This window comes from Saccharopolyspora sp. NPDC002376 (genome assembly GCF_053593195.1).
This window is the reverse complement of sequence record NZ_JBSFBZ010000013.1, coordinates 50,329-69,166: the sequence shown is the minus strand read 5'-3', so window position 1 is coordinate 69,166 and position 18,838 is coordinate 50,329. Positions and strand designations below refer to the sequence as shown.

Sequence of the window (18,838 nt, the reverse complement as noted above, 5' to 3'; positions counted from 1 at the left end):
GGACCGGGTGCTCGGCTAGGGAGGTTCAGGGGGCTCCCAAATTTAGGGAAATTCGGGAGCCCCCTCCCCTCACACCAGCTGGCCGCCCTGGATGACGTGGCGGATGTGTTGCGGGTCGGCGAGTTTGGCGATGTCGGTGAGCGGGTCTCCGTCGACGACCACCAGGTCGGCCAGGGCGCCGACGTCGAGGGTGCCGATCTCGCCGGTCATGCCGAGGAGGTCGGCTGCTGTGGTAGTCGCGGCTCGGATGACGTCCAGCGGGGACTGGACTTCGCTGCGGATCCGGAACTCCTCGTTCTGGTGGCGGTGCATGCCGCCGAGCAGATCGCTTCCGTAGGCGATCTTGACCCCCGCGCGGTGCGCCCGCTCCAGCGCGGCCAGGCCAGCGCCCAGCACCTCGTCGACCTTGCGCCAGCTGTCCTCGGGAAGCCCGAACTCGCGGCCTTCGGTCTTGAGCGCCCAGTAGGTCACCAGCGTCGGCACCAGGAACGCGTCGTGCTCGAGGAATTCGGGGATGTTGGACTCGTCGATGAGGTTGCCGTGCTCGATGGACCGGATGCCCGCCTTGAGCGCCCGGCTCACCGAGCGCGCGGTGTAGGCGTGGGCCGCGACGTAGCGGTTGGCGGCGTCGGCTTCCTCCACGATCGCCCGCAGTTCGTCCATCGAGTACTGGGTGGAGTCGATGCGGTCGGTCGGCGAGGCCACCCCGCCGCCAGCCATCACCTTGATGTGGTGCGCGCCTTTTCGCAGCTCATCGCGAGCGGCAGCCCGCACCGCGTCCACGCCGTCGGCGATCCGCCCCAGCCCGGCGCAGCACTGGTGGCCGTCGTGCACCCTCGTACCGCGCGGGCGGCCGTCGCCGTGACCGCCGGTCTGGCTCAGCGCCTTGCCGCAGAACGCCAACCGCGGACCGCGGATCAGGCCTTCGGCCTGCGCATCGGCCAGACCGAAGTCAGCGCCCGAAGCGTCGCGGACCGTGGTGAAGCCGCGGTCGAGCATCTGACCCATGATGCGCGCGGCGTGCGCCGTGGCGTAGGACGGCGACCACGACGGCAGCGAGCCGAGGTCCGCGGTGGCGGCGGTGACGTGCACGTGCGCGTCGATCAGTCCGGGCAGGACGGCGGCACCGGCCAGGTCCACGGTCTGCGCACCCTCCGGCGCGGTCAGGCCTGGGCCGGTCTCGGCGATCCGGCCGTCCACGGACAGGAGATCTCCTTCGGCGTACTCACCGGTTTCGACGTCGAGCAGCTTGCCGGAACGCAGCAGCAGGGCGGTCACGAATCCTCCTGGTTCTCGTCGAGGCGCTGGACCAGTTCGGTCAGCGCGGGAACGGCCAGTTCGGCCAGTTCATCAGCGCGGCCCACCTGGGCCGGGCCGTAGGTGTGCTCCGCGTCGAGCAGTGCGAGGGTTCCCAACGTGGTGCCGTTGGCGCTGATCACCGGCACGTTGATGACCGAGCCGCAGCCGAGTTCCGCGATCAGCTCGTGGTCGGCGAAGACCTGGCGGACCGACTCGGCGTCGGGCCCGAAGAACGGCTGCTGCTGGTGGATGCAGCGCTCCAGCCACTCGGCGGCGACCTCGGCGGACTTCTCGCCGCCCACCGGGTATCGGTCGGGGTGGCTGGTGTGCGCCCGGTGCAGCACTCGCCGACCGGGCAGCCAGGCGAGCACGGTGAACAACCGGACGCCGATCTCCCGCCGGACTTCATCTTCCACAGTGGACAGTTTCACCGGGCAGGTTCCTTCCGTGCGTCGGCTTCGGTCAGGTCTTCCAGCGAACGGCCCGCCGTGGACAAGCCGAACATCAGGGTGCAGACGACGCCGACGGCGAGCACCGCTGTGGTCATGCCGAACACGCCCGCGAAGCCGAGCGTCGCGGCGGACATCCCGATCACCGACGGCGCGATGATGCTGCCGACACGACCGAACGCGCTGGACAACCCGGTGCCCGAGGCGCGGATCCAGGTCGGGAACACCTCCGGGGTGTACGAGTAGACGGCCGCGTAGGTGCCGTTGAGGAAGAACGACAGCACCGCCGCCGCGACGATGATCAGTACCGGGTCGGTCATCTGCGACATCCAGAACGCGCTGGCCGCCGCGCCCGCCAGGTACAGCGCGATGGTGTTCTTGCGGTCCAGGAACTCGCCCAACCATGCCGCCGAGAAGTACCCGGGAACCTGGGCGAGATAGATGATGATCGAGAACTCGAAGCTCTTGGTGACCGTGATGCCCTGCTGCACCAGCAACGTCGGGATCCACGTGAAGAACCCGTAGTAGGAGAAGGTGATCACGAACCAGATCAGCCAGGTGATCGCGGTGCGCCGCGCCATCCGGCCGCTCCACAGGTACTTCAGCGCGGAGAACAGCCCGATCTTGCGCGCCTCGGCGGGCTTCTCCACCACGGCCTCGGGCACCGGTGGCAGCGGTTCCCCGGTCGCCAGCTGCACCTTGCGCTCCAGGTCGACCACGACTTGCTCGGCTTCGGCGGTCTTGCCGCAGGCCAGCAGGTAGCGCGGCGATTCCGGCAGCGAACGCCGCCACCACAGCAGCATCACGATCGGCAGCGCGGTGATCACCTGCGCCCAACGCCAGCCCTCGGGAACCGGCTGCACCACGAACCGGCCGAGCAGCGCCGCCGCGACGAAACCGAAGGAGAAGAAACCGGCCAGCGCGCCGACGAACCAGCCGCGCCGGGCGGCGGGAACGAACTCGGACAGGAACGGCGCGATGATCGCGCTCTCCGCGCCGGCACCGAACCCGGCGAGCACCCGGGCGCCCAGGAAGATCTCGTAGTTCGGCGACATGGCGCCGATGACCGAGAACACCGCGTAGACGGCCAGCGCCCACATCATCACCTTGCGGCGGCCGATGCGGTCGCCGAGCAGCCCGGCGCAGGTGGCGCCGAACAGGAAGCCGAACGGGGTGGCCGAGCCGATCAGGCCGAGCTGCGCGTTGTTCAGCCCCCACTCGTCTTGCACGCTCGGCAGCAGGAAGGCCACCACAGCGGAGTCCATCCCGTCGAAGGTGTAGCCGAGACCGCCGAGCAACAACAGCAGGTAGTGCGGCCGACTCAGCGGGAGCCGGTCCAAGCGGGCTAACAGGGACACGAGGTGCCTCCAGGAAGGTTCACCGCATCAGATGAAGCGACCGGCAACATATAGTGCAGATATCTGAATATGCAATACCTGTTGCGCCAGCCTGCGATCATTGCTGTTCGCGTTGATGCGCAGCGATCGACGAGAGGAACCCGATGACCACCGACCGCGCCGCCAGCAGCGCAGCCGGGGAACCCGACGGATTCGAGGCCTGGCTGCGTGGACGCGTGCCCGAACGCGGCCTGCGCAGCAAGGGCGCGTCAGTGCTGGAAGTGCTGCTGACGCAACCTCGGCGGGTGTCCTACAGCTCCGCAGCCGAGGCTGCCGAGCTGGCCGGCGTCAACGTCGCGACGGTGAGCCGGACCGCCCAGGCGCTCGGCTTCAGCGGCTGGTCAGACCTGCAGCGGGAACTGCGGGCGCGCTACCTGTCCTCGCTGAGCGCCCCGGAGGTCGCCGCCGCGCAGCGCATCGAGGGCGAGCTCGGCGGAGCGTCGTTGCGCCGAGACCTGGAGTCGCTCGCGGTGCTGAACCGGCGACTGGATGAGCAGCAGCTCCGGACCATCGCCGAAGCGATCGCACAGGCCCGGCGAGTGTTGATCATCGCCAACGGCAGCTACGTCGCGATCGGCTCGGCGTTGGGGCACAACGTGCAGCTGGCCGGGTACGACGCGACGGTGGTGCGCAACGACGCCGATCTGGCCAACTCGATGTCCCGGATCGAGCCGGGCGACGTGCTGGTGGCGATCAGCTTCTGGCGGCTGTACCAGAGCACGGTGACGGCCGCCGAGGAGGCGCACAGCCGCGGCGCGCGAGTCTTCGCGCTCACCGACGCCGCCAGCCCCGCTCTGGCCGCAGCCGCCGAGGAAGTCGTGCTGATCCCCGCCGAAGGCGTGGCTTTCTTCCCTTCACTGGCACCGGGCCTCGCGGTCGCGCAGGCGATCGTCGCGCAGTTGTCCACAGTGGATCCCGATCGCACACGTCGATCCATCGAAGCGGCTGAGACCCAGTGGTCGCGGTTCGGCCTGCTGCACCGCCAGCCTCGGCGCAGCTGAAACCCACGCCGAGTGTGGCGCGGGTGCGAAACCCGCGCCACACTCGGCGTTCACCTCGGAACCCACGAGGCTGTCCCGCTACTCGGCGCGGCGGAGGTCGGCCATGGCTGTCCAGTGGGTGAGGTACTTGGCCACTTCGGCGGACAGCATCGCGTCGAGTTCTGCTCGGTTCGCGTTCTTGCGCAGTCGCATGGCTTTTCCGCGTCGCACGTCGAGGACCATCGGCGTCGCTCCTGGTAACAAGACCGGCACCAGGTGCTCCAGCACTCGTAGTGCCAGGTTTGCCGAATCCGTTCCGAGTTCTGGCTCCTTCAGGTAGGGCAGCACGACCTCGGTGCTGCCGTCCCGGTGGCGCAACGCCATCGCACTGTGCCTGGAGACGGTGACCGAGAGCTCGCCGACCGTCCACATGGCGGACTCCAACGGCACGCCAGTGGCCTTCACCTTCCGCCACCAGCGCTCGAATCCCTCGTGCAGCTGCAGGAAGTGCGGCTGCTGCACCGGCCGCGCATCCTCCACCACCGCCGCCATGACCGCCGATGGGTCCGGCGAGTTCACCGCCCTTCGCAGCGCCGATCGGAACGGCGCGTAGAACGTCCAGGCCATGCTCGTTTCGGCGACGTAGATCTCCCACTGGTTTCGAACTATGCCCGCGCAGCCGCGCGGCGTGCTGCGCGCGTAGTCCAGGAACGAACCGAGACTGATGTGCACACCGTCCACGAGTACCCCTCCGCGGCCGAGGGCAGCATTCAACGCCACCGCGAACCGCGTGCCCGAACCACGACAGTCCACAGTGGTCGAAATGTGCCCAAATCCCCTGCCTGACAGCACGATACTACCACGTCAGAGCACGCTTTAGAACACGCATTCGAGTGATTTCGAGGGCCGATGACGGCCCCGGCTCGCGGCAGTTTTCAAACCGTGCGACGCCTTCCAGGTCGCTCGAAATTCGCCAGCGCTGTCGCCAGATTCGCCAACCCGGACGAGTAGGCCTCCTTGGAATTCTCCGGCCACCACGGCGCCACCTCAGCCTTCACCGTGTTCCAGTCCTTCCGCAGCGAGTAGGCAGGCCAGCTCACCAACGGCGTGAGATCATCAAGCGGGACGCCATAGGACTTCTCCGCCCGACGCTGATCGAGGTTAGCCCTGGCCCGGTTCAGACCCCAGTTGAACGCGAAACGCTGCGCACCGCAATGCGACCGCAACGCCGTCTCCTGAACAGGGTTGGGATCCAACGCGAACCGATACGCCTGAATGGTAGTCATTACCCGCACACCCCGAAAACGGCCGCTCACGTCACGCCGCGCACCATGCCGTCGTCGCTCTCACCCGGGATGAACACCATCCACAAAACCCAACAAAACCAAACCAATTCACACAAAACCAGGACCAGTCGACAACCCCACCCCGCAGGGATCGCGCTGACGCTCGACAACGGCCGGCCGCTGGTGGCCGACCGGCTCGACGACGCCGGGCGGCGGTTGTTCGTCGCCAACGGCGACAGCGACGAGATCAGCGTGGTCGACACTTCTGGACTCAGGTCAGGGCGTTGAACGCACTTCGGCCGAGCGTTGCGATGGCTTCGCAGGCCGGGCCGCCGCGGTAGTCCTTGAGCGAGTGCTCGTCGGTGAGTTCGTCGACCAGGACCGCGATCACCAGCTGCGGGCGGTCGGTGCCGATCAGGCCGACGTCATGGCGCAGGCCGAGGAGCTCGCCCGTCTTGTTCCAGCAGCTCACGTCCGCGGGGAGCAAGGCAGGCAACCGGTCGCGGACCTGCTGCTCGGCCAGCACGCCCAGCGCGTGCTCGTTCAGCTCCGGCGGCAGTGCCTCTCCCCTGGCCAGGCGGTCGAGCACGCGGGCCTGATCCAGCGCGGTGGTCTCGTTGCGGCCCGGCTCGTGATGACGCATCAGGTGCCGCTCTACGCGAGTGGCGGTGCAGCCCAGATCCGCCGCGCAGTCCCGGATCGCGTCGAATCCGACGGCGTCGATGACCGCGTTGGTGGCCTCGTTGTCGCTGATCACGATCATCAGAGCGATCAGGTCGCGCAACGACATCCGGTCGACGCTGCCCAGCAGCCGCAACACTCCAGCGCCACCAACGCGCTCCGCGGGCAGGTCCAGCACGTCGTCCAGCCCGAGCCGCCCGGCCTGCACGGCTCTCAGCGCGGTGATCATGATCAGCACCTTGATCGTGCTAGCGGAGTGCACCACCCGCTCGGCACCGTGCAGCACCGGCTCGCGCTCCACCAGATCCCACGCGGCGAATCCGACGCGACCGGGCAGTTCCGCTCGATCCAGCTCCACCCGCATCCGCTCCGCAAACCCCAAAACCGCGCTCCCATCGGACGAACAACTCCGGGTGAAGGGCACCTTACTCAGGCAACGGTGCCCTTCACCCGGAGTCAGGTGAGGACGAAGAACAGCACTGCGAACAGGGCCAGGTCGGCGACCATGATCGCCCAGCCGTTGTACATCATCATCCGGAGGTTCCGGGAGCGCGCCAATCCCATCTGGCCGATCATGTCCGGGCCGGGGAACGGGCCGAACCAGTCGATCTGCGACGAGCCGAGCAGGACCGCGGCCCATGCGCCTGGTGGGACTCCGGCGCCGGCGAGAGCTGGGCCGAACAGCTTTTGGAGCAGTACGACCTGTGCCACGGCTGCGCCGGAGATTCCTAGCCAACCCACGAACAGCACGATGATGCAGAACAACCACGGTCCGACGTCGTCGAGGGTTGGAGCCATCAGTTGCTGCATCGCGTTGTAGGCGCCGGATTTCTCCAGCAGCTCCAGCATCGGGTTGAGCAGCCAGAACAGCAGGAACAGCCACAGCAGCGGCTGCGCGCCCCGGTACATCGCCTGTAGGGCCGTGCTGGGTTGCATGCGGCCGAGGAGTGCGGTGATCGCGGCGCTGATCGGCATCACGATCAGCACGTAGGTGTAGCTCGCCTGGAACACGATGCCCAGGACGACCAGCACCGCCATGCTGCCGAGGAAGCCGATCGTCGCGCGCTTCGCCGCGGCCGGTTCGTGCGCCAGGTCTTCGGCGACTTCGTCCGGGTAGTGCTCGCCGTCGGTCCAGCGCTGGATGCGGTGTGACATGCCGAGACCGGTCAGCCAGACCACCACGGCCATCGGGATCCCGGCGTTGAGCAGGTACTCGCCGTAGCTGATCTGCGCCGCGCCCATGATGGTGACCACCGGCGGTGTGAACGGCCCGGTGACCAGGCCTGCAGCGGTGCCCGCGTGGAACATCGCGGCCATCGACGGCGGGGTCACCCGCAGCGCGGCAGCGATCGGAAGCACGATCGGCACCAGCAGTGCGCTCGCGCCGGACAGCGTTCCGAGCGCAGCTGCGAGCAGCGTTGCGGAGGCCATCACGCCGAGCCGGAACCGCAACCGGGTACTGATCCCGATGCCGTGCAGCACCGCCCGGACCATGGTCTCGGCCGCGCCGGTCTCCGTGACCACGCGGCCGAGACCGCCGCCGAGCAGCACGATCATCCCGACGACCGCGATGAACGAACCCAGCGATTCGCCCATCAGCTCGCCCAGTTCCATCGGCGCGGTGCCGGTCTGCACCGCCGCGATGACGAGCGCGCCGAGCGTCGCCAGCACGACGTCGACGTCGAGCAGCACCAGGATCGCGTACACCACGATCGGCGTGAGACCCCACAGCGTTCCGGCTGTGCCGGTTACCAGCAGGACCGTGGCGGTGACCAGCGCAGCACCGAGAACCCCTGCCGCAGCCCGCGGCTTCCAGCCGGTCATCGGACGGGTTCCTCGAGGGAGGCGAGGTCGACCGAGCCGCCCGGCATCACGCGGCGGGTGTTGCGGTAGCTGTAGAGCGCGTAGACCACCAGGCCGATCATCAGCCAGACCGCGAAGCGCAGCCAGGTCTCCCCCGCCAGGAACGACATCAGCCAGGCGGAGAACAGCACGCCGAGGATCGGCACGAACGGCATGCCCGGGCAGCGGAATCCCCGCGGCAGATCCGGCTTCCGGTAGCGCAGCACCACGACCGCGGCGCAGACCAGGACGAAGGCGAACAGCACGCCGATGTTGGTCAGCTCGGCGGCTTCCTTCACCGGCAGCAGACCCGCGAGCGCCGCCGAGACGATCCCGAGGATCCAGGTCGCCCGGTGCGGAACCCTGCGCACCGGGTGCAGCTCGCCGAACCACTTCGGCATCAGCCCGTCGCGGCTCATCGCGTACCACAGCCGGGAAGCGCCCATCATGAACGAGAAGCTGACCGTAACGATGCCCAGCACCGCCCCGACCGCGATCACCACGGCGACGCCGGACATCCCGACGCCGGCGAACGCGCTGGAGAAACCGCTGTCCGGGTTGACCTGGGTGTAGGGCACCATGCCGGTGAGCACGATGCAGGCGAAGACGTAGAGCACCATCGAGATGACCAGCGAGAGCAGCATGGCCTTGGGCAGCAGCTTTCGGGCCTCGACGGATTCCTCCGCCGCGGTGGACAGCGCGTCGTAGCCGAACACCGCGAAGAACACCGTCGCCGCACCGGTGACCGCACCGCCCCAGCCGAACGGCGCGAACGGCGTCAGGTTCCCGGCGTCCACTTTGGAGAATCCGACCACGACGACCAGCAGCACCACCGCGATCTTGATCACGGTGAGCACCACGTCGACCTTCGCCGAGGTCTTGGTGCCGCGGTTGAGCAGCCAGGCCACGCCGAGGCAGATCAGCATCGCGATCAGGTCCACCCGGTGGCCCTCACCGGTGCCGGGTGCGCCGAGCATCCAAGTCGGGAGGTCGATCCCGACCGAGTCCAGCAGGAACGCGGCGTAGCCGGACATCCCGATCGACACGGTTGCGACGATCGCGGTGTACTCCAGCAGCAGGTCCCAGCCGATGATCCAGCCGACGATCTCGCCGAGCACCGCGGCGGCGTAGGTGTAGGACGAACCGGCGCGCGGGACCATCCCGGCGAACTCGGCGTAGGCGAAGGCCGCGCACAGCGAAGCCACCCCGGCGATGAGGAACGACACCAGCACGGCCGGTCCGGCCACGTCGCGCGCCACCGCGCCGGCCAGGCTGAAGATCCCGGCGCCGATGATGGCCCCGACGCCGATCATGGTCAGCTGCGGCAGTCCCAGCACGCGCAGCATGCGCCGATCGGTCTGCTCCTCCGGTTTCGGGATGGTGCGGCGGAAGATGCCGTTCGGTCCAGTGCCGAACAGCGACCCACCCGTCGCGGAAGTCTCGTCGCGCATGAGTTCCTCCCCGCGAGCTGCGCCCAATTGCGCCTGCGCTCAAGCGATGCGGGGATGGTCGTCCATGGAACCCACCCGGGAAAGACGCGAAGCGCGCGGATGCGTTCCCCTGAGCCACAGCAGACCTTCAGCTGCACTACGACGAACGGACCTCGCGGAACACGCAAGTGCTTCACTGCCAAGGGAAACGCCTGAGCCTGCGGGACTCCTGAACCGGCTTTTCACCGCGATGCAGCCGAAAAACTTGCGCCGTGCTAATTGGACAAACAGTCCGTTCGACCCAATTCGAGCGAACGGACTGTTCGTCCCTCAGGTCAGAGGGTGCCGAGAACGGCGTGCGCTGCGGCGGCGTCCTGCACGCCCAAACCGACGCTGTTGTAGAAGACGACCTCCGCCGCGTCGCGGCGCCCCGGCGCCGCTCCGACGAGCACCGCGCCCAGCGCTCGCAGCTGCTCTCGCGCGACGTCGCCGCGCTCCAGCGCTCGTGCGATCGGCCCCGCGTGCGCCGCGGCCGTGTCGACTTCGTCGACGACGACCGCTCCGGCACGCCGGACCAGCTCCGCATCGACCTCGCACCGGTGGTGCTCGAAGCTGCCGACGCTGATCACGGTCGCTCCCGCCGCTACCGCGTCGGTCGGCACGACCGGCTCCGCGCTCAGGGTGCACGCGGCGATCAGCGGCGCTTCGCGCACCGCTTCCTCCGCGCTCGCCACCGCTCGCACCGGCAAGCCCAGCTCCGCCGTCAGCTCCGCTGCCACGGCGTCGCGCCGTTCCGCTCCGCGGCTGTAGATCCGCACTTCGCGCAGCTTGCGCACGCGCGCGATCGCGCGCACGTGGGCGCGCGCCTGCACGCCGGAGCCGATGACCGCCAGCTCGTCGGCATCGGGCAGCGCAAGTGCGTCCGCAGCGACGGCACTGCCTGCCGCGGTTCGGATCTCGGTGAGCGCCGTGCCCTGCAGCGTGGCCACGAGCTGGCCGGTCGCCGGGTCCATGACGAGCACGGTCGCCGAGATCGCCGGCAGTCCGCGCTCGGCGTTGCTGGGGTGGACGGTGACGAGCTTGCTCACCGCACCGTGCTTGGGCGACAGGCGGCTCAGGTAGGACAGGGTGGTGTCGTCGCCGGTTCGGATGGCGACCTTCTCGGCCAACTGCGCTTCGCCCCGGCCGAGCGATTCGAACGCCAGCCGCTGCGAGGCGATCGCGGCGTCCAGATCCAGTGCCGCAGCAACGTCGGCGTCGCTCCACATGCTCATGCGCGGCACGCTGCCACACCCCCGCCCCACTCCGGTAGAGGCACATTCCCCAGCCGTCCAGGATCCCGTTTCCGCGATTTCAATGAGGTTTTTCCAGGCTCGTTTTGCGTGGCGGTGCGGGTGGCGGAACCTCAGACGCCGCCTGGCTGCGGGATCCCGTTCTTATGTATGACCAATACACGGCAAACGGGCTGTCCTCGCCAGGCGACGTCTGAGAACCCGCGGCGGTGCCGGTTGCGGGGGTGGGCTATGCGCCTGCGGCGCATGCGACCCTCGACGCGCGGTGCCGGTCGTGCTTCGCGGTCACCAGCCGGACACGATGAAAAGGGCTCAATGGAAATCAGACGTCCAATTTCCATTGAAATCGCGGAAGTTCCCAGCACCCACCGGCATGTCGGGGCCCCAACACCCACCGGCGCGTCGGGGTCCCGACACGCCGTGTCCGCACAGTTTCAATTGAAACTGTGGTCTCCCCCCACGGCGGATCACAGTTTCAATTGAAACTGTAGGTCCGGGGCTAGAGCGCGGAGCAGAGCTGCGGTCAGCGAGCAACAGGATTGCTGTTGTTCAGCTGGAGGAGAAATCACTCTCCTGATCCTCCGCGAATGCCCCTCCGACGAACTACGGTGAGCCTGCGACGAGGGTGGCGTGCAGCACACCGAGGCGCCACCGCCGACGACACAGAGACGTTCGAGCAGGAAGAGGTGCATTCGGTGCAGTCGACGTTGAGCTCCGTGATCGGTCCGGACGCCCCGGCACGGGTCGACGGCGGGGGCGAGTACCTCTCGCGCAACCCGGCGAACCTGGAGGACGTGGTCGCCGAGGTTTCGCTCGGTGGCCCCGAGGTGCTGCCCGCCGCGACCGAGCAGGCTCAGCGCGCGCAGCGCGAGTGGGCGCAGGTTCCGGCACCGGTGCGCGGGCGCGTGATCGCCGGGCTGGGCCGGCTGGTGGAGGCCAACAAGGAGTCGCTGGCGCGGCTGGTGACCCGCGAGATCGGCAAGCCGCACGCCGAGGCGCTGGGCGAGGTCCAGGAGATCATCGACACCTGCGACTTCTTCGTGGGCGAGGGGCGGCGGCTCTACGGCCAGACCGTGCCCTCGGAGATGCCGGACAAGCAGCTGTTCACCTTCCGGGTCCCGGTGGGCGTGGCAGTTGTGATCACCGCGGGCAACTTCCCCGTCGCGGTCCCGTCCTGGTACCTGGTGCCCGCGCTGCTGTGCGGCAACGCCGTGGTGTGGAAGCCCGCCGAGTACGCCGCCGGTGCCGCTCGCGCGCTGGCCGAACTGGCCTGGCGGGCCGGGGTGCCCAAGGGCGTGCTGAACCTGGTCTACGCCGACGGCGAATCGACCTTCCAGGGCCTGGAGACCGCGTTGGCGGCGGGCACCGTGAACAAGGTCGGGTTCACCGGCTCCAGCGCGGTCGGCGCGCAGGTCGGCGCGCTGTGCGGCAAGTACCTGCAGAGCCCGTGCCTGGAGCTGGGCGGCAAGAACCCGATGATCGTCACCCCGGACGCCGAGCTGGACCTGGCGGTGGAGGGCGCGCTGTTCTCCGGCTGGGGCACCGCCGGGCAGCGCTGCACCTCGCTGGGCAACCTGATCGTGCACCGGGACATCCACGACGAGTTCGTGCGCCGGCTCGACGCGTCGCTGCGCGCGGCGACCATCGGCGACCCGAGCGGTGACGTGCTCTACGGGCCGCTGCTGGACCAGAAGTTCGCCGACAACTTCGAGAACATCCTGGGCCAGATCCAGGATCACCACACCGTGCTCGGTTCCGAATCGGTCGGGCGGATCACCGAATCCGCGCCGCGCAAGGGTTTCCACGGCGACCCGTCGACCGGCCTGTACTACCACCCGGTGCTGCTGGACGGGCTGCGCCCGGACGACCACGTGTTCCGCAACGAAACCTTCGGGCCGATCGTCGGTGTGAGCACCTACGAGACGCTGGACGAGGCCATCGAGCTGGGCAACGCGCCAGGCTACGGGCTGTCCGCGGCGATCTACACCACTGACCCGGCCAGCGCGTTCCGGTTCCGGCAGGGCATCGGCGCGGGCATGGTCAGCGTGAACAACTCCACCTCCGGCGCCGAGGCGCACCTGCCCTTCGGCGGCAACGGCAAGTCCGGCAACGGCAGCCGCCAGTCCGGGGTGTGGGTGCTCGACCAGTTCACCCGCTGGCAGTCGCTGAACTGGGACTTCTCCGGCAAGCTCCAGAAGGCCCAGATGGACGTCGACACCGTGGAGCCGGAGCTGGACTACCAGTTGCCGCCCGAACTCGGTGGTGCGCGGTGACGCTGCCCGCGCGGGCCGAGGTCGTCGTGATCGGCGGCGGGGTGGTGGGCGCGAGCACCGCCTTCCACCTCGCCGAGGCCGGCGTGGACGTACTGCTGCTGGAGCGCGACGAACTCGGTTCGGGCAGCACCAGCAAGGCCGCCGGGGGCGTTCGGGCGCAGTTCTCCGACCCGGTCAACATCGAGCTGGGCCAGCGCAGCCTGCGCGCGTTCGAAGACTTCGCGCGCAGGCCCGGCGGGGAGATCGACCTCAAGCAGCACGGTTACCTGTTCCTGCTGTCGGATCCCGAGGACGTCGCGGCGTTCGAGGACGGCGTCCGGCTGCAGAACGAGTTCGGGGTGCCGAGCCGGATGCTGAGCGTCGCCGAGGCCTGCGAGCTCTCCCCGTACGCGGTGCCCGACGGGCTGCTGGCCGCCGCCTTCTCCCCCACCGACGGGCACTGCACGCCGGAGGCCGTGGTGCAGGGCTACGCGCAGGCCGCGCGGAAGCACGGTGCGGTGATCCGGCGGCACTGCGCGGTCACCGGGATCGACGTGACCGGCGGGCAGATCACCGCCGTGCACACCGATCTCGGGTCGGTGGCGACCTCGGCCGTGGTGTGCGCGGCGGGTGCGTGGTCGGCGGCGATCGGCGAGTTCGTCGGCGTCGAGCTTCCGGTCCGCCCGCTGCGGCGGCAGATCCTGGTCACCGAGCCGGTCGCGGACCTGCCGCCCCGGCTGCCGTTCACCATCGACTTCGCCACCAGCTTCTACTTCCACGACGAAGGCCCCGGGCTGCTCATCGGGATGTCCGATCCCGACGAGGAGTACGGGTTCAACCTGAGCACCGACGACCGCTGGCTCGGGCGGCTCTCCGACGCGGTGGCTCGGCGGGCACCCCGATTAGCCGAGGTCGGCGTGGCGCACGGGTGGGCCGGGCTCTACGAGGTCACCCCCGACCACAACGCGCTGGTCGGCGAGGCCGACGGGCCGGGCCGGTTCCTGTACGCCACTGGTTTCTCCGGGCACGGTTTCCTGCAAGGCCCCGCCATCGGCGAGGTGCTGCGCGATCTCGTGCTCGACCGTCCCCCGGTGGTCGACGTCTCGGCGCTGGACGTGCGCCGGTTCGCCGCCGCCGAGATCCGCCCCGAGCACAACTGCGTGTGACCGGTGATGCGATTTCAAGGGAAATCGCGCCTGGAGGGCGAACAGCACCACCGCGCAGGACAAATTCCGCATTCTCGACGAGGAGCGCTAACCGTGCGTGATCTGTTGCAGGAGATCGACGAGTGGGGTCCGGAGAAGGTCGTGTGCGTCTCGGACGCGCGCACCGGGATGCGGGGCGTGCTGGTCATCGACAACACCGCCCGCGGCACCGGCAAGGGCGGCACCCGGATGAGCCCGACCGTCACCGTCGGCGAGATCGCCCGGCTGGCGCGGGTGATGACGTGGAAGTGGGCCGCGGTCGACCTGTTCCACGGCGGGGCCAAGGCGGGCATCTTCGCCGACCCCGACTCCCCCGACAAGGAGCGGATCGTGCGCGCCTTCGCGCGGCGGCTGGCCGACCAGATCCCGGCCAGCTACGTCGCCGGACTGGACATGGGCATGACCGAGCACGACGCGGCGATCATCCAGGACGAGCTGGGTGACCGCGGCGCAGCGGTCGGCGTGCCGGAAACGCTGGGTGGGGTGCCCTACGACCAGCTCGGCGTGACCGGGCACGGGGTCGCCGAAGCCGTCGAAGCCGCGCTGACGCACCAGGGGCGCGACATCAAGGGCGCTCGAGTCGCGGTGCAGGGCTTCGGCGCGGTCGGTGCGGCTGCGGCCAAGCGGCTGCACGAGCTCGGCGCGCAGCTGGTCGCGTTGTCCACGATCGAGGGTTCGGTGCACGACCCGGACGGCTTGGACGTGCCGAAGTGGCTGGACGCGCGTGCCGATTTCGGCGACGCCTGCGTGGCCAAAGCCGCTGATTCGCAACGCATTCCGCGCGGCGACGAGCTGCTGGTGGACTGCGACGTGCTCGTTCCCGCGGCCGGGCAGGACGTCATCGACGAGGGCGTGGCAGCGAAGATCCGGGCCGATCTGATCGTGGAGGGCGCGAACCTGCCGACCACCCCCGAGGCGCGAATGCTGTTGGCCGGGCGCGAGATCACGGTGGTGCCGGACTTCATCGCCAACGCCGGTGGCGCCATCGCCGCCGGGTTCGCCATGGACGCGCGGCACTCAGCGTTCCGCCCGGAACCAACCGCCATCCTGACGGCGGTCGCCGAACGCACCCGCAACAACACCGCGCTCGTCCTCGACACCGCGAACCGCAGCGGAATGCTCCCGCACGAAGCCGCTCTCGACCTGGCCAAGCAACGGGTGCGCACCGCGATGGAGCTGCGCGGAAGGCTGCCTCAACCGGCCTGATACCGAGAACCCGCAGGTCAGATCCCGTGAGCACTTCGTGGCGCACTAACACCACCAAGCGCTCACGGGGCTACCGTCGCCGTCCCGGGTATTGCGCCTGAGCACCCCGAAGGTCGAACGTTGCTTCGAAGCTCGAGAGTTGAAGGGGCCGGCATGCTGAACCCGATCCACTTGCGAACACTCCAGGAATGCGTGCGCACCGGTTCGTTCGCCGAAGCGGGCCGGGCACTCGGCTACACCGCATCAGCCGTCTCGCAGCAGATGGTGCTGCTGGAGCGCGCGATCGGATCACCGCTGTTCGAACGCTCCGCCCGCAGCGCCCGCAGCACGGCGTTGGCCATCCGGCTCGCCGACCGCAGCCGCGACGCGCTCGGCGCGTTGGAATCCCTAGAGCGCGAAGTACGCGCGATGGTCGCCGGTGAGGAGGGCAGCCTGCGGCTGGCCAGCTTCGCCACCGCCAACGCGCGGGTGCTGCCGGACGTGCTGGCCGCGGTGGTCTCGCAACGCCCGAACGCCGAGGTGCAGCTCGACGAGGGTGAGCCGGACGAGGTGCTCGGCGGGGTGCTGGACGGAACAGTGGACGCGGCAGTGGTCTTCGAATACGACCTGGACCCCCGCCAGTGGCCGATCGAGCTGTGCGTCGAGGAGCTGATGGCCGAGCCGCTGCGGCTGGCGCTGCCCGAGGCGCACCGGCTAGCCCGCAACACCGAAGTGGATCTGCGCGAGCTCGCCGACGACGCCTGGATATGCACCCGGCAGGACACCGCGGGCGCCCGGTCGCTGGTTCGGTTAGCCGCCGCAGCGGGCTTCGTCCCGCGGATCACCTTCCGCAGCAACGACTACTCGGTCATCCGGGACCTCGTCAGCCGCGACCTCGGGGTGGCCTTGCTGCCCGGGCTGGCGATCCCGGACCAGGCGGTGCGGATCTGCCGCATCGCCGGGTGGCAGCCCTACCGGCGGGTGAAAGCCCTGTACCGCAAGCAGAACACCAATCCGCTGCTGCCGATGGCACTGGAGTTCCTGGCCAAGTCCTGCGCCCTGGTCGCCAACGACTGGCACGCCGAACCACACGAGTCATGAGCCATGACCGGAGCACGGGAGGCCCCATGAGCAGCCCTCGGCCCGCGGCGGCGCGCGGAGATCACGGCATGATCAGCCCTGTGCCAACCCGAGTGCTACTCAACCGCACTCCAGGGGAACGTGACGCCACCCAACCACAAGAAACCCCGAAAACGCGAGATCGCCCCGAAAAGCAACCACCACTGAAAATCGCGGAGAGGCGGAACTGTGCCCGTTGACGAGTTCTTCCATCGCACCGTGGCCGGTTGGTCCGCTCACCCGGCGACCGGCTCGGACCTCGCCGACGACCTGCTGGCCCTGTTCGACGCGCAGGCCGGCAGCCGACACCTCGACCTGCAAGCGCGGCAGTTGGGCAAGCAGGGCAAGGGCTTCTACAGCATCGGCTCGTCCGGACACGAGTCCAACGCCGCGGTCGCCGCCGCGCTGCGGCCGACGGACCCGGCGCTGCTGCACTACCGCTCCGGCGGCTTCTACGTGCGCCGCGCCGGCCAGCTGCCCGACCAGCACCCGCTGCGCGACGTGCTGCTCGGCGTCGTCGCCTCCGCTGACGAGCCGATCTCGGCCGGACGGCACAAGGTGTTCGGCAACGCCGAGCTGGCGGTCATCCCGCAGACCTCGACCATCGCCTCCCACCTGCCGCGCGCGGTCGGCCTGGCCTTCTCGCTGGGGCGGGCGGCCAAGCTCGGCGTGACCAGCGGCTGGCCGGAGGACTCGGTGGTGGTGTGCAGCTTCGGCGACGCCTCGGCCAACCACTCCACCACCACGGGGGCGATCAACTCCGCGCTGCACTGCGCCTTCCAGGGCCTGGCCATGCCGCTGCTGCTGGTGTGCGAGGACAACGGCATCGGGATCAGCGTGCGGACGCCGAAGGGCTGGATCGAGTCGACCTACGGCAACCGCCCGGGGCTGCGGTACTTCACCGCCGACGGCTCCGATCCGGTGCAGTGCCTGTCGGCCGCGCAGCAAGCCGCGGACTGGGTTCGCCGCCACCGCTCGCCGGCGTTCCTGCACCTGCGGACGGTGCGGCTGATGGGGCACGCCGGTTCGGACGTGGAATCCGGCTACCGGTCGCGCACCGAGATCACCACCGACTACCAGCGCGATCCGCTGCTGGGCACGGCGAAGTCCCTGGTGGACAACGGGATCCTGCGCCCGGACGAGGTACTGGCGCGCTACGAGGACAAGCGCGCCGAGGTCGCTCGCATCGCCGAAGAGGCGTTGGGACGCCGGAAGTTGACCAGCGCCGCTGAGGTGATGGCCTCGATCTGCCAGAACCGGCCAGACGCCGTGGAGCGCCGGGCACGCGAGATTCCCGCACAGCGCCAGGAACACTTCGGCGGGCAACTGCCCGAGGACGAAGGCCCGCTGACGGTGGCACAGGCGATCAACCGGTCCCTGGCCGAGGAGCTGGGACGGGATCCGGGCGTGATCGCGTTCGGCGAGGACGTCTCCCGCAAGGGCGGCGTGTACGGGGTGACCCGCGGACTGCGCAAGAAGTTCGGCGCCACCAAGGTCTTCGACACGCTGCTGGACGAGCAGAGCATCCTCGGCACCGCCCTCGGCGCCGGACTCGCCGGTCTGGTCCCGATTCCCGAGATCCAGTACCTCGCCTACGTGCACAACGCGGCCGACCAGCTGCGCGGCGAGGCCAGCACGCTGAGCTTCTTCTCCGACGGCCAGTACCGAAACCCGATGGTCGTGCGCATCGCGGGTTACGGCTACCAGAAGGGCTTCGGCGGCCATTTCCACAACGACAACAGCATCGCCGCCCTGCGCGACATGCCAGGCGTGGTGCTCGCATCACCGTCCCGCCCGGACGACGCAGCAGCGATGCTGCGCACCTGCGTGGCAGCGGCTCGCGAGGACGGCCGGGTGTGCGTGTTCCTGGAGCCCATCGCCCTCTACCACACGCGTGACCTGTACGAACCCGGCGACGCCGAATGGCTGGCACCGTACCCGGCACCGGGCGAGCACCACGTTCCGATCGGCCGAGCCCGCCAGTACGGCGACGGCTCAGACCTCACCCTGGTCACCTTCGGCAACGGCGTACCGATGAGCCTCCGGACGGCGAAACGCTTGCGGGAACGCGGAATCCACACCCGAGTCCTCGATCTCCGCTGGCTGTCCCCACTCCCGGTCGACGACCTGCTCACGGCAGCGGAAGCAACGGGCCGGGTCCTCGTGGTCGACGAAACCCGCCGCAGCGGCGGAGTCTCCGAATCGGTGGTGACAGCCCTGATCGACGGCGGCTTCACCGGCCCCATCTCGCGCGTAACCAGCGAGGACAGCTTCATCCCCCTCGGCGCAGCGGCCTACCACGTCCTCCTCGACGAAGAAACCATCGAAACCGCCGCGTTGAAGCTCGCCAACGGCTGAGGGATCGTTCACGTTACGTTCATACGCATCTACGCTGTGCCCACCGAGTCTGGGGAGGAACGG

Annotated in this window: 16 protein-coding genes; 7 read left to right on the top strand and 9 right to left on the bottom strand. The window is 69.0% G+C overall.

The annotated features are described in order from the left end of the window. Positions 1-69: 69 nt before the first annotated feature. The 3 genes from ACWCO2_RS11835 to ACWCO2_RS11825 are packed head-to-tail and all read right to left on the bottom strand — an operon-like array spanning position 70 to position 3,106. A complete protein-coding gene (locus ACWCO2_RS11835; protein WP_450127712.1) occupies positions 70-1,278 on the bottom strand; it encodes an amidohydrolase family protein in 1,209 nt (402 codons plus the stop codon). After that, positions 1,275-1,730, bottom strand: coding sequence for a GAF domain-containing protein (locus ACWCO2_RS11830; RefSeq protein ID WP_450127711.1), 456 nt, complete (start codon positions 1,728-1,730; stop codon positions 1,275-1,277). The genes ACWCO2_RS11835 and ACWCO2_RS11830 overlap by 4 nt, the downstream gene beginning before the upstream one ends. Continuing rightward, the gene (locus tag ACWCO2_RS11825) at positions 1,727-3,106 is read right to left on the bottom strand and encodes an MFS transporter (RefSeq protein ID WP_450127710.1); all 1,380 of its coding nucleotides are present in this window, start codon (positions 3,104-3,106) and stop codon (positions 1,727-1,729) included. The genes ACWCO2_RS11830 and ACWCO2_RS11825 overlap by 4 nt, the downstream gene beginning before the upstream one ends. 143 nt (positions 3,107-3,249) lie before the next feature. On the opposite strand from ACWCO2_RS11825, the gene ACWCO2_RS11820 reads away from it, so the two are divergent. After that, on the top strand, positions 3,250-4,146 hold the full coding sequence (locus ACWCO2_RS11820; protein ID WP_450127709.1) for a MurR/RpiR family transcriptional regulator: 897 nt from the start codon (positions 3,250-3,252) through the stop codon (positions 4,144-4,146). A gap of 78 nt (positions 4,147-4,224) precedes the next feature. Here the strand turns inward: ACWCO2_RS11820 and ACWCO2_RS11815 are convergent, their stop codons facing one another. Both ACWCO2_RS11815 and ACWCO2_RS11810 read right to left on the bottom strand, forming a co-directional pair. Continuing rightward, positions 4,225-4,866: a hypothetical protein gene (locus ACWCO2_RS11815; RefSeq protein ID WP_450127708.1), complete on the bottom strand. Its 642-nt coding sequence runs from the start codon at positions 4,864-4,866 to the stop codon at positions 4,225-4,227. Between the two features lie 194 nt (positions 4,867-5,060). Further along, on the bottom strand, positions 5,061-5,411 hold the full coding sequence (locus tag ACWCO2_RS11810) for a helix-turn-helix domain-containing protein (RefSeq protein ID WP_450127707.1): 351 nt from the start codon (positions 5,409-5,411) through the stop codon (positions 5,061-5,063). A 45-nt stretch (positions 5,412-5,456) separates the two neighbouring features. Here ACWCO2_RS11810 and ACWCO2_RS11805 point away from each other — a divergent pair, with 45 nt between their 5' ends. Continuing rightward, complete coding sequence (locus tag ACWCO2_RS11805) at positions 5,457-5,699, top strand: hypothetical protein (protein ID WP_450127706.1); 243 nt, start codon at positions 5,457-5,459, stop codon at positions 5,697-5,699. Here ACWCO2_RS11805 and ACWCO2_RS11800 read toward each other — a convergent pair. From ACWCO2_RS11800 to ACWCO2_RS11785, 4 genes are all read right to left on the bottom strand, one after another. Next, complete coding sequence (locus ACWCO2_RS11800) at positions 5,683-6,456, bottom strand: serine hydrolase (protein WP_450127705.1); 774 nt, start codon at positions 6,454-6,456, stop codon at positions 5,683-5,685. The two genes, ACWCO2_RS11805 and ACWCO2_RS11800, sit on opposite strands and share 17 nt — an antisense overlap. Positions 6,457-6,548: 92 nt before the next feature. Further along, positions 6,549-7,916: an SLC13 family permease gene (locus tag ACWCO2_RS11795; protein ID WP_450127704.1), complete on the bottom strand. Its 1,368-nt coding sequence runs from the start codon at positions 7,914-7,916 to the stop codon at positions 6,549-6,551. After that, the gene (locus ACWCO2_RS11790; protein ID WP_450127703.1) at positions 7,913-9,385 is read right to left on the bottom strand and encodes an amino acid permease; all 1,473 of its coding nucleotides are present in this window, start codon (positions 9,383-9,385) and stop codon (positions 7,913-7,915) included. The genes ACWCO2_RS11795 and ACWCO2_RS11790 overlap by 4 nt, the downstream gene beginning before the upstream one ends. Before the next feature lie 314 nt (positions 9,386-9,699). Beyond that, positions 9,700-10,638 carry an ornithine cyclodeaminase family protein gene (locus ACWCO2_RS11785; RefSeq protein WP_450127702.1) on the bottom strand — a complete coding sequence of 313 codons (939 nt, stop codon included), beginning with the start codon at positions 10,636-10,638 and terminating at the stop codon, positions 9,700-9,702. Between the two features lie 626 nt (positions 10,639-11,264). On the opposite strand from ACWCO2_RS11785, the gene ACWCO2_RS11780 reads away from it, so the two are divergent. From ACWCO2_RS11780 to ACWCO2_RS11760, 5 genes are all read left to right on the top strand, one after another. Continuing rightward, on the top strand, positions 11,265-12,929 hold the full coding sequence (locus ACWCO2_RS11780; RefSeq protein ID WP_450127701.1) for an aldehyde dehydrogenase family protein: 1,665 nt from the start codon (positions 11,265-11,267) through the stop codon (positions 12,927-12,929). Further along, on the top strand, positions 12,926-14,074 hold the full coding sequence (locus ACWCO2_RS11775) for an NAD(P)/FAD-dependent oxidoreductase (RefSeq protein WP_450127700.1): 1,149 nt from the start codon (positions 12,926-12,928) through the stop codon (positions 14,072-14,074). Before ACWCO2_RS11780 ends, ACWCO2_RS11775 begins: the two co-directional genes overlap by 4 nt. A gap of 93 nt (positions 14,075-14,167) precedes the next feature. Then, positions 14,168-15,319 (top strand): Glu/Leu/Phe/Val family dehydrogenase, encoded by a 1,152-nt coding sequence (locus tag ACWCO2_RS11770; protein ID WP_450127699.1) that lies wholly within the window; start codon positions 14,168-14,170, stop codon positions 15,317-15,319. A gap of 153 nt (positions 15,320-15,472) precedes the next feature. Next, the gene (locus ACWCO2_RS11765; RefSeq protein WP_450127698.1) at positions 15,473-16,399 is read left to right on the top strand and encodes a LysR substrate-binding domain-containing protein; all 927 of its coding nucleotides are present in this window, start codon (positions 15,473-15,475) and stop codon (positions 16,397-16,399) included. A 237-nt stretch (positions 16,400-16,636) separates the two neighbouring features. Continuing rightward, positions 16,637-18,775, top strand: a complete 2,139-nt coding sequence (locus ACWCO2_RS11760; RefSeq protein ID WP_450127697.1) for a thiamine pyrophosphate-dependent enzyme — start codon at positions 16,637-16,639, stop codon at positions 18,773-18,775. Positions 18,776-18,838: the final 63 nt, after the last annotated feature.

Bases quoted from the DNA above. Each gene is read 5' to 3' on its own strand.
- ACWCO2_RS11785 (WP_450127702.1), bottom strand. From the start codon at position 10,638: ATGAGCATGTGGAGCGACGCCGACGTTGCTGCGGCACTGGATCTGGAC.
- ACWCO2_RS11820 (WP_450127709.1), top strand. From the start codon at position 3,250: ATGACCACCGACCGCGCCGCCAGCAGCGCAGCCGGGGAACCCGACGGA.
- ACWCO2_RS11805 (WP_450127706.1), top strand. From the start codon at position 5,457: ATGCCGTCGTCGCTCTCACCCGGGATGAACACCATCCACAAAACCCAA.
- ACWCO2_RS11795 (WP_450127704.1), bottom strand. From the start codon at position 7,916: ATGACCGGCTGGAAGCCGCGGGCTGCGGCAGGGGTTCTCGGTGCTGCG.
- ACWCO2_RS11810 (WP_450127707.1), bottom strand. From the start codon at position 5,411: ATGACTACCATTCAGGCGTATCGGTTCGCGTTGGATCCCAACCCTGTT.
- ACWCO2_RS11765 (WP_450127698.1), top strand. From the start codon at position 15,473: ATGCTGAACCCGATCCACTTGCGAACACTCCAGGAATGCGTGCGCACC.
- ACWCO2_RS11790 (WP_450127703.1), bottom strand. From the start codon at position 9,385: ATGCGCGACGAGACTTCCGCGACGGGTGGGTCGCTGTTCGGCACTGGA.
- ACWCO2_RS11800 (WP_450127705.1), bottom strand. From the start codon at position 6,456: ATGCGGGTGGAGCTGGATCGAGCGGAACTGCCCGGTCGCGTCGGATTC.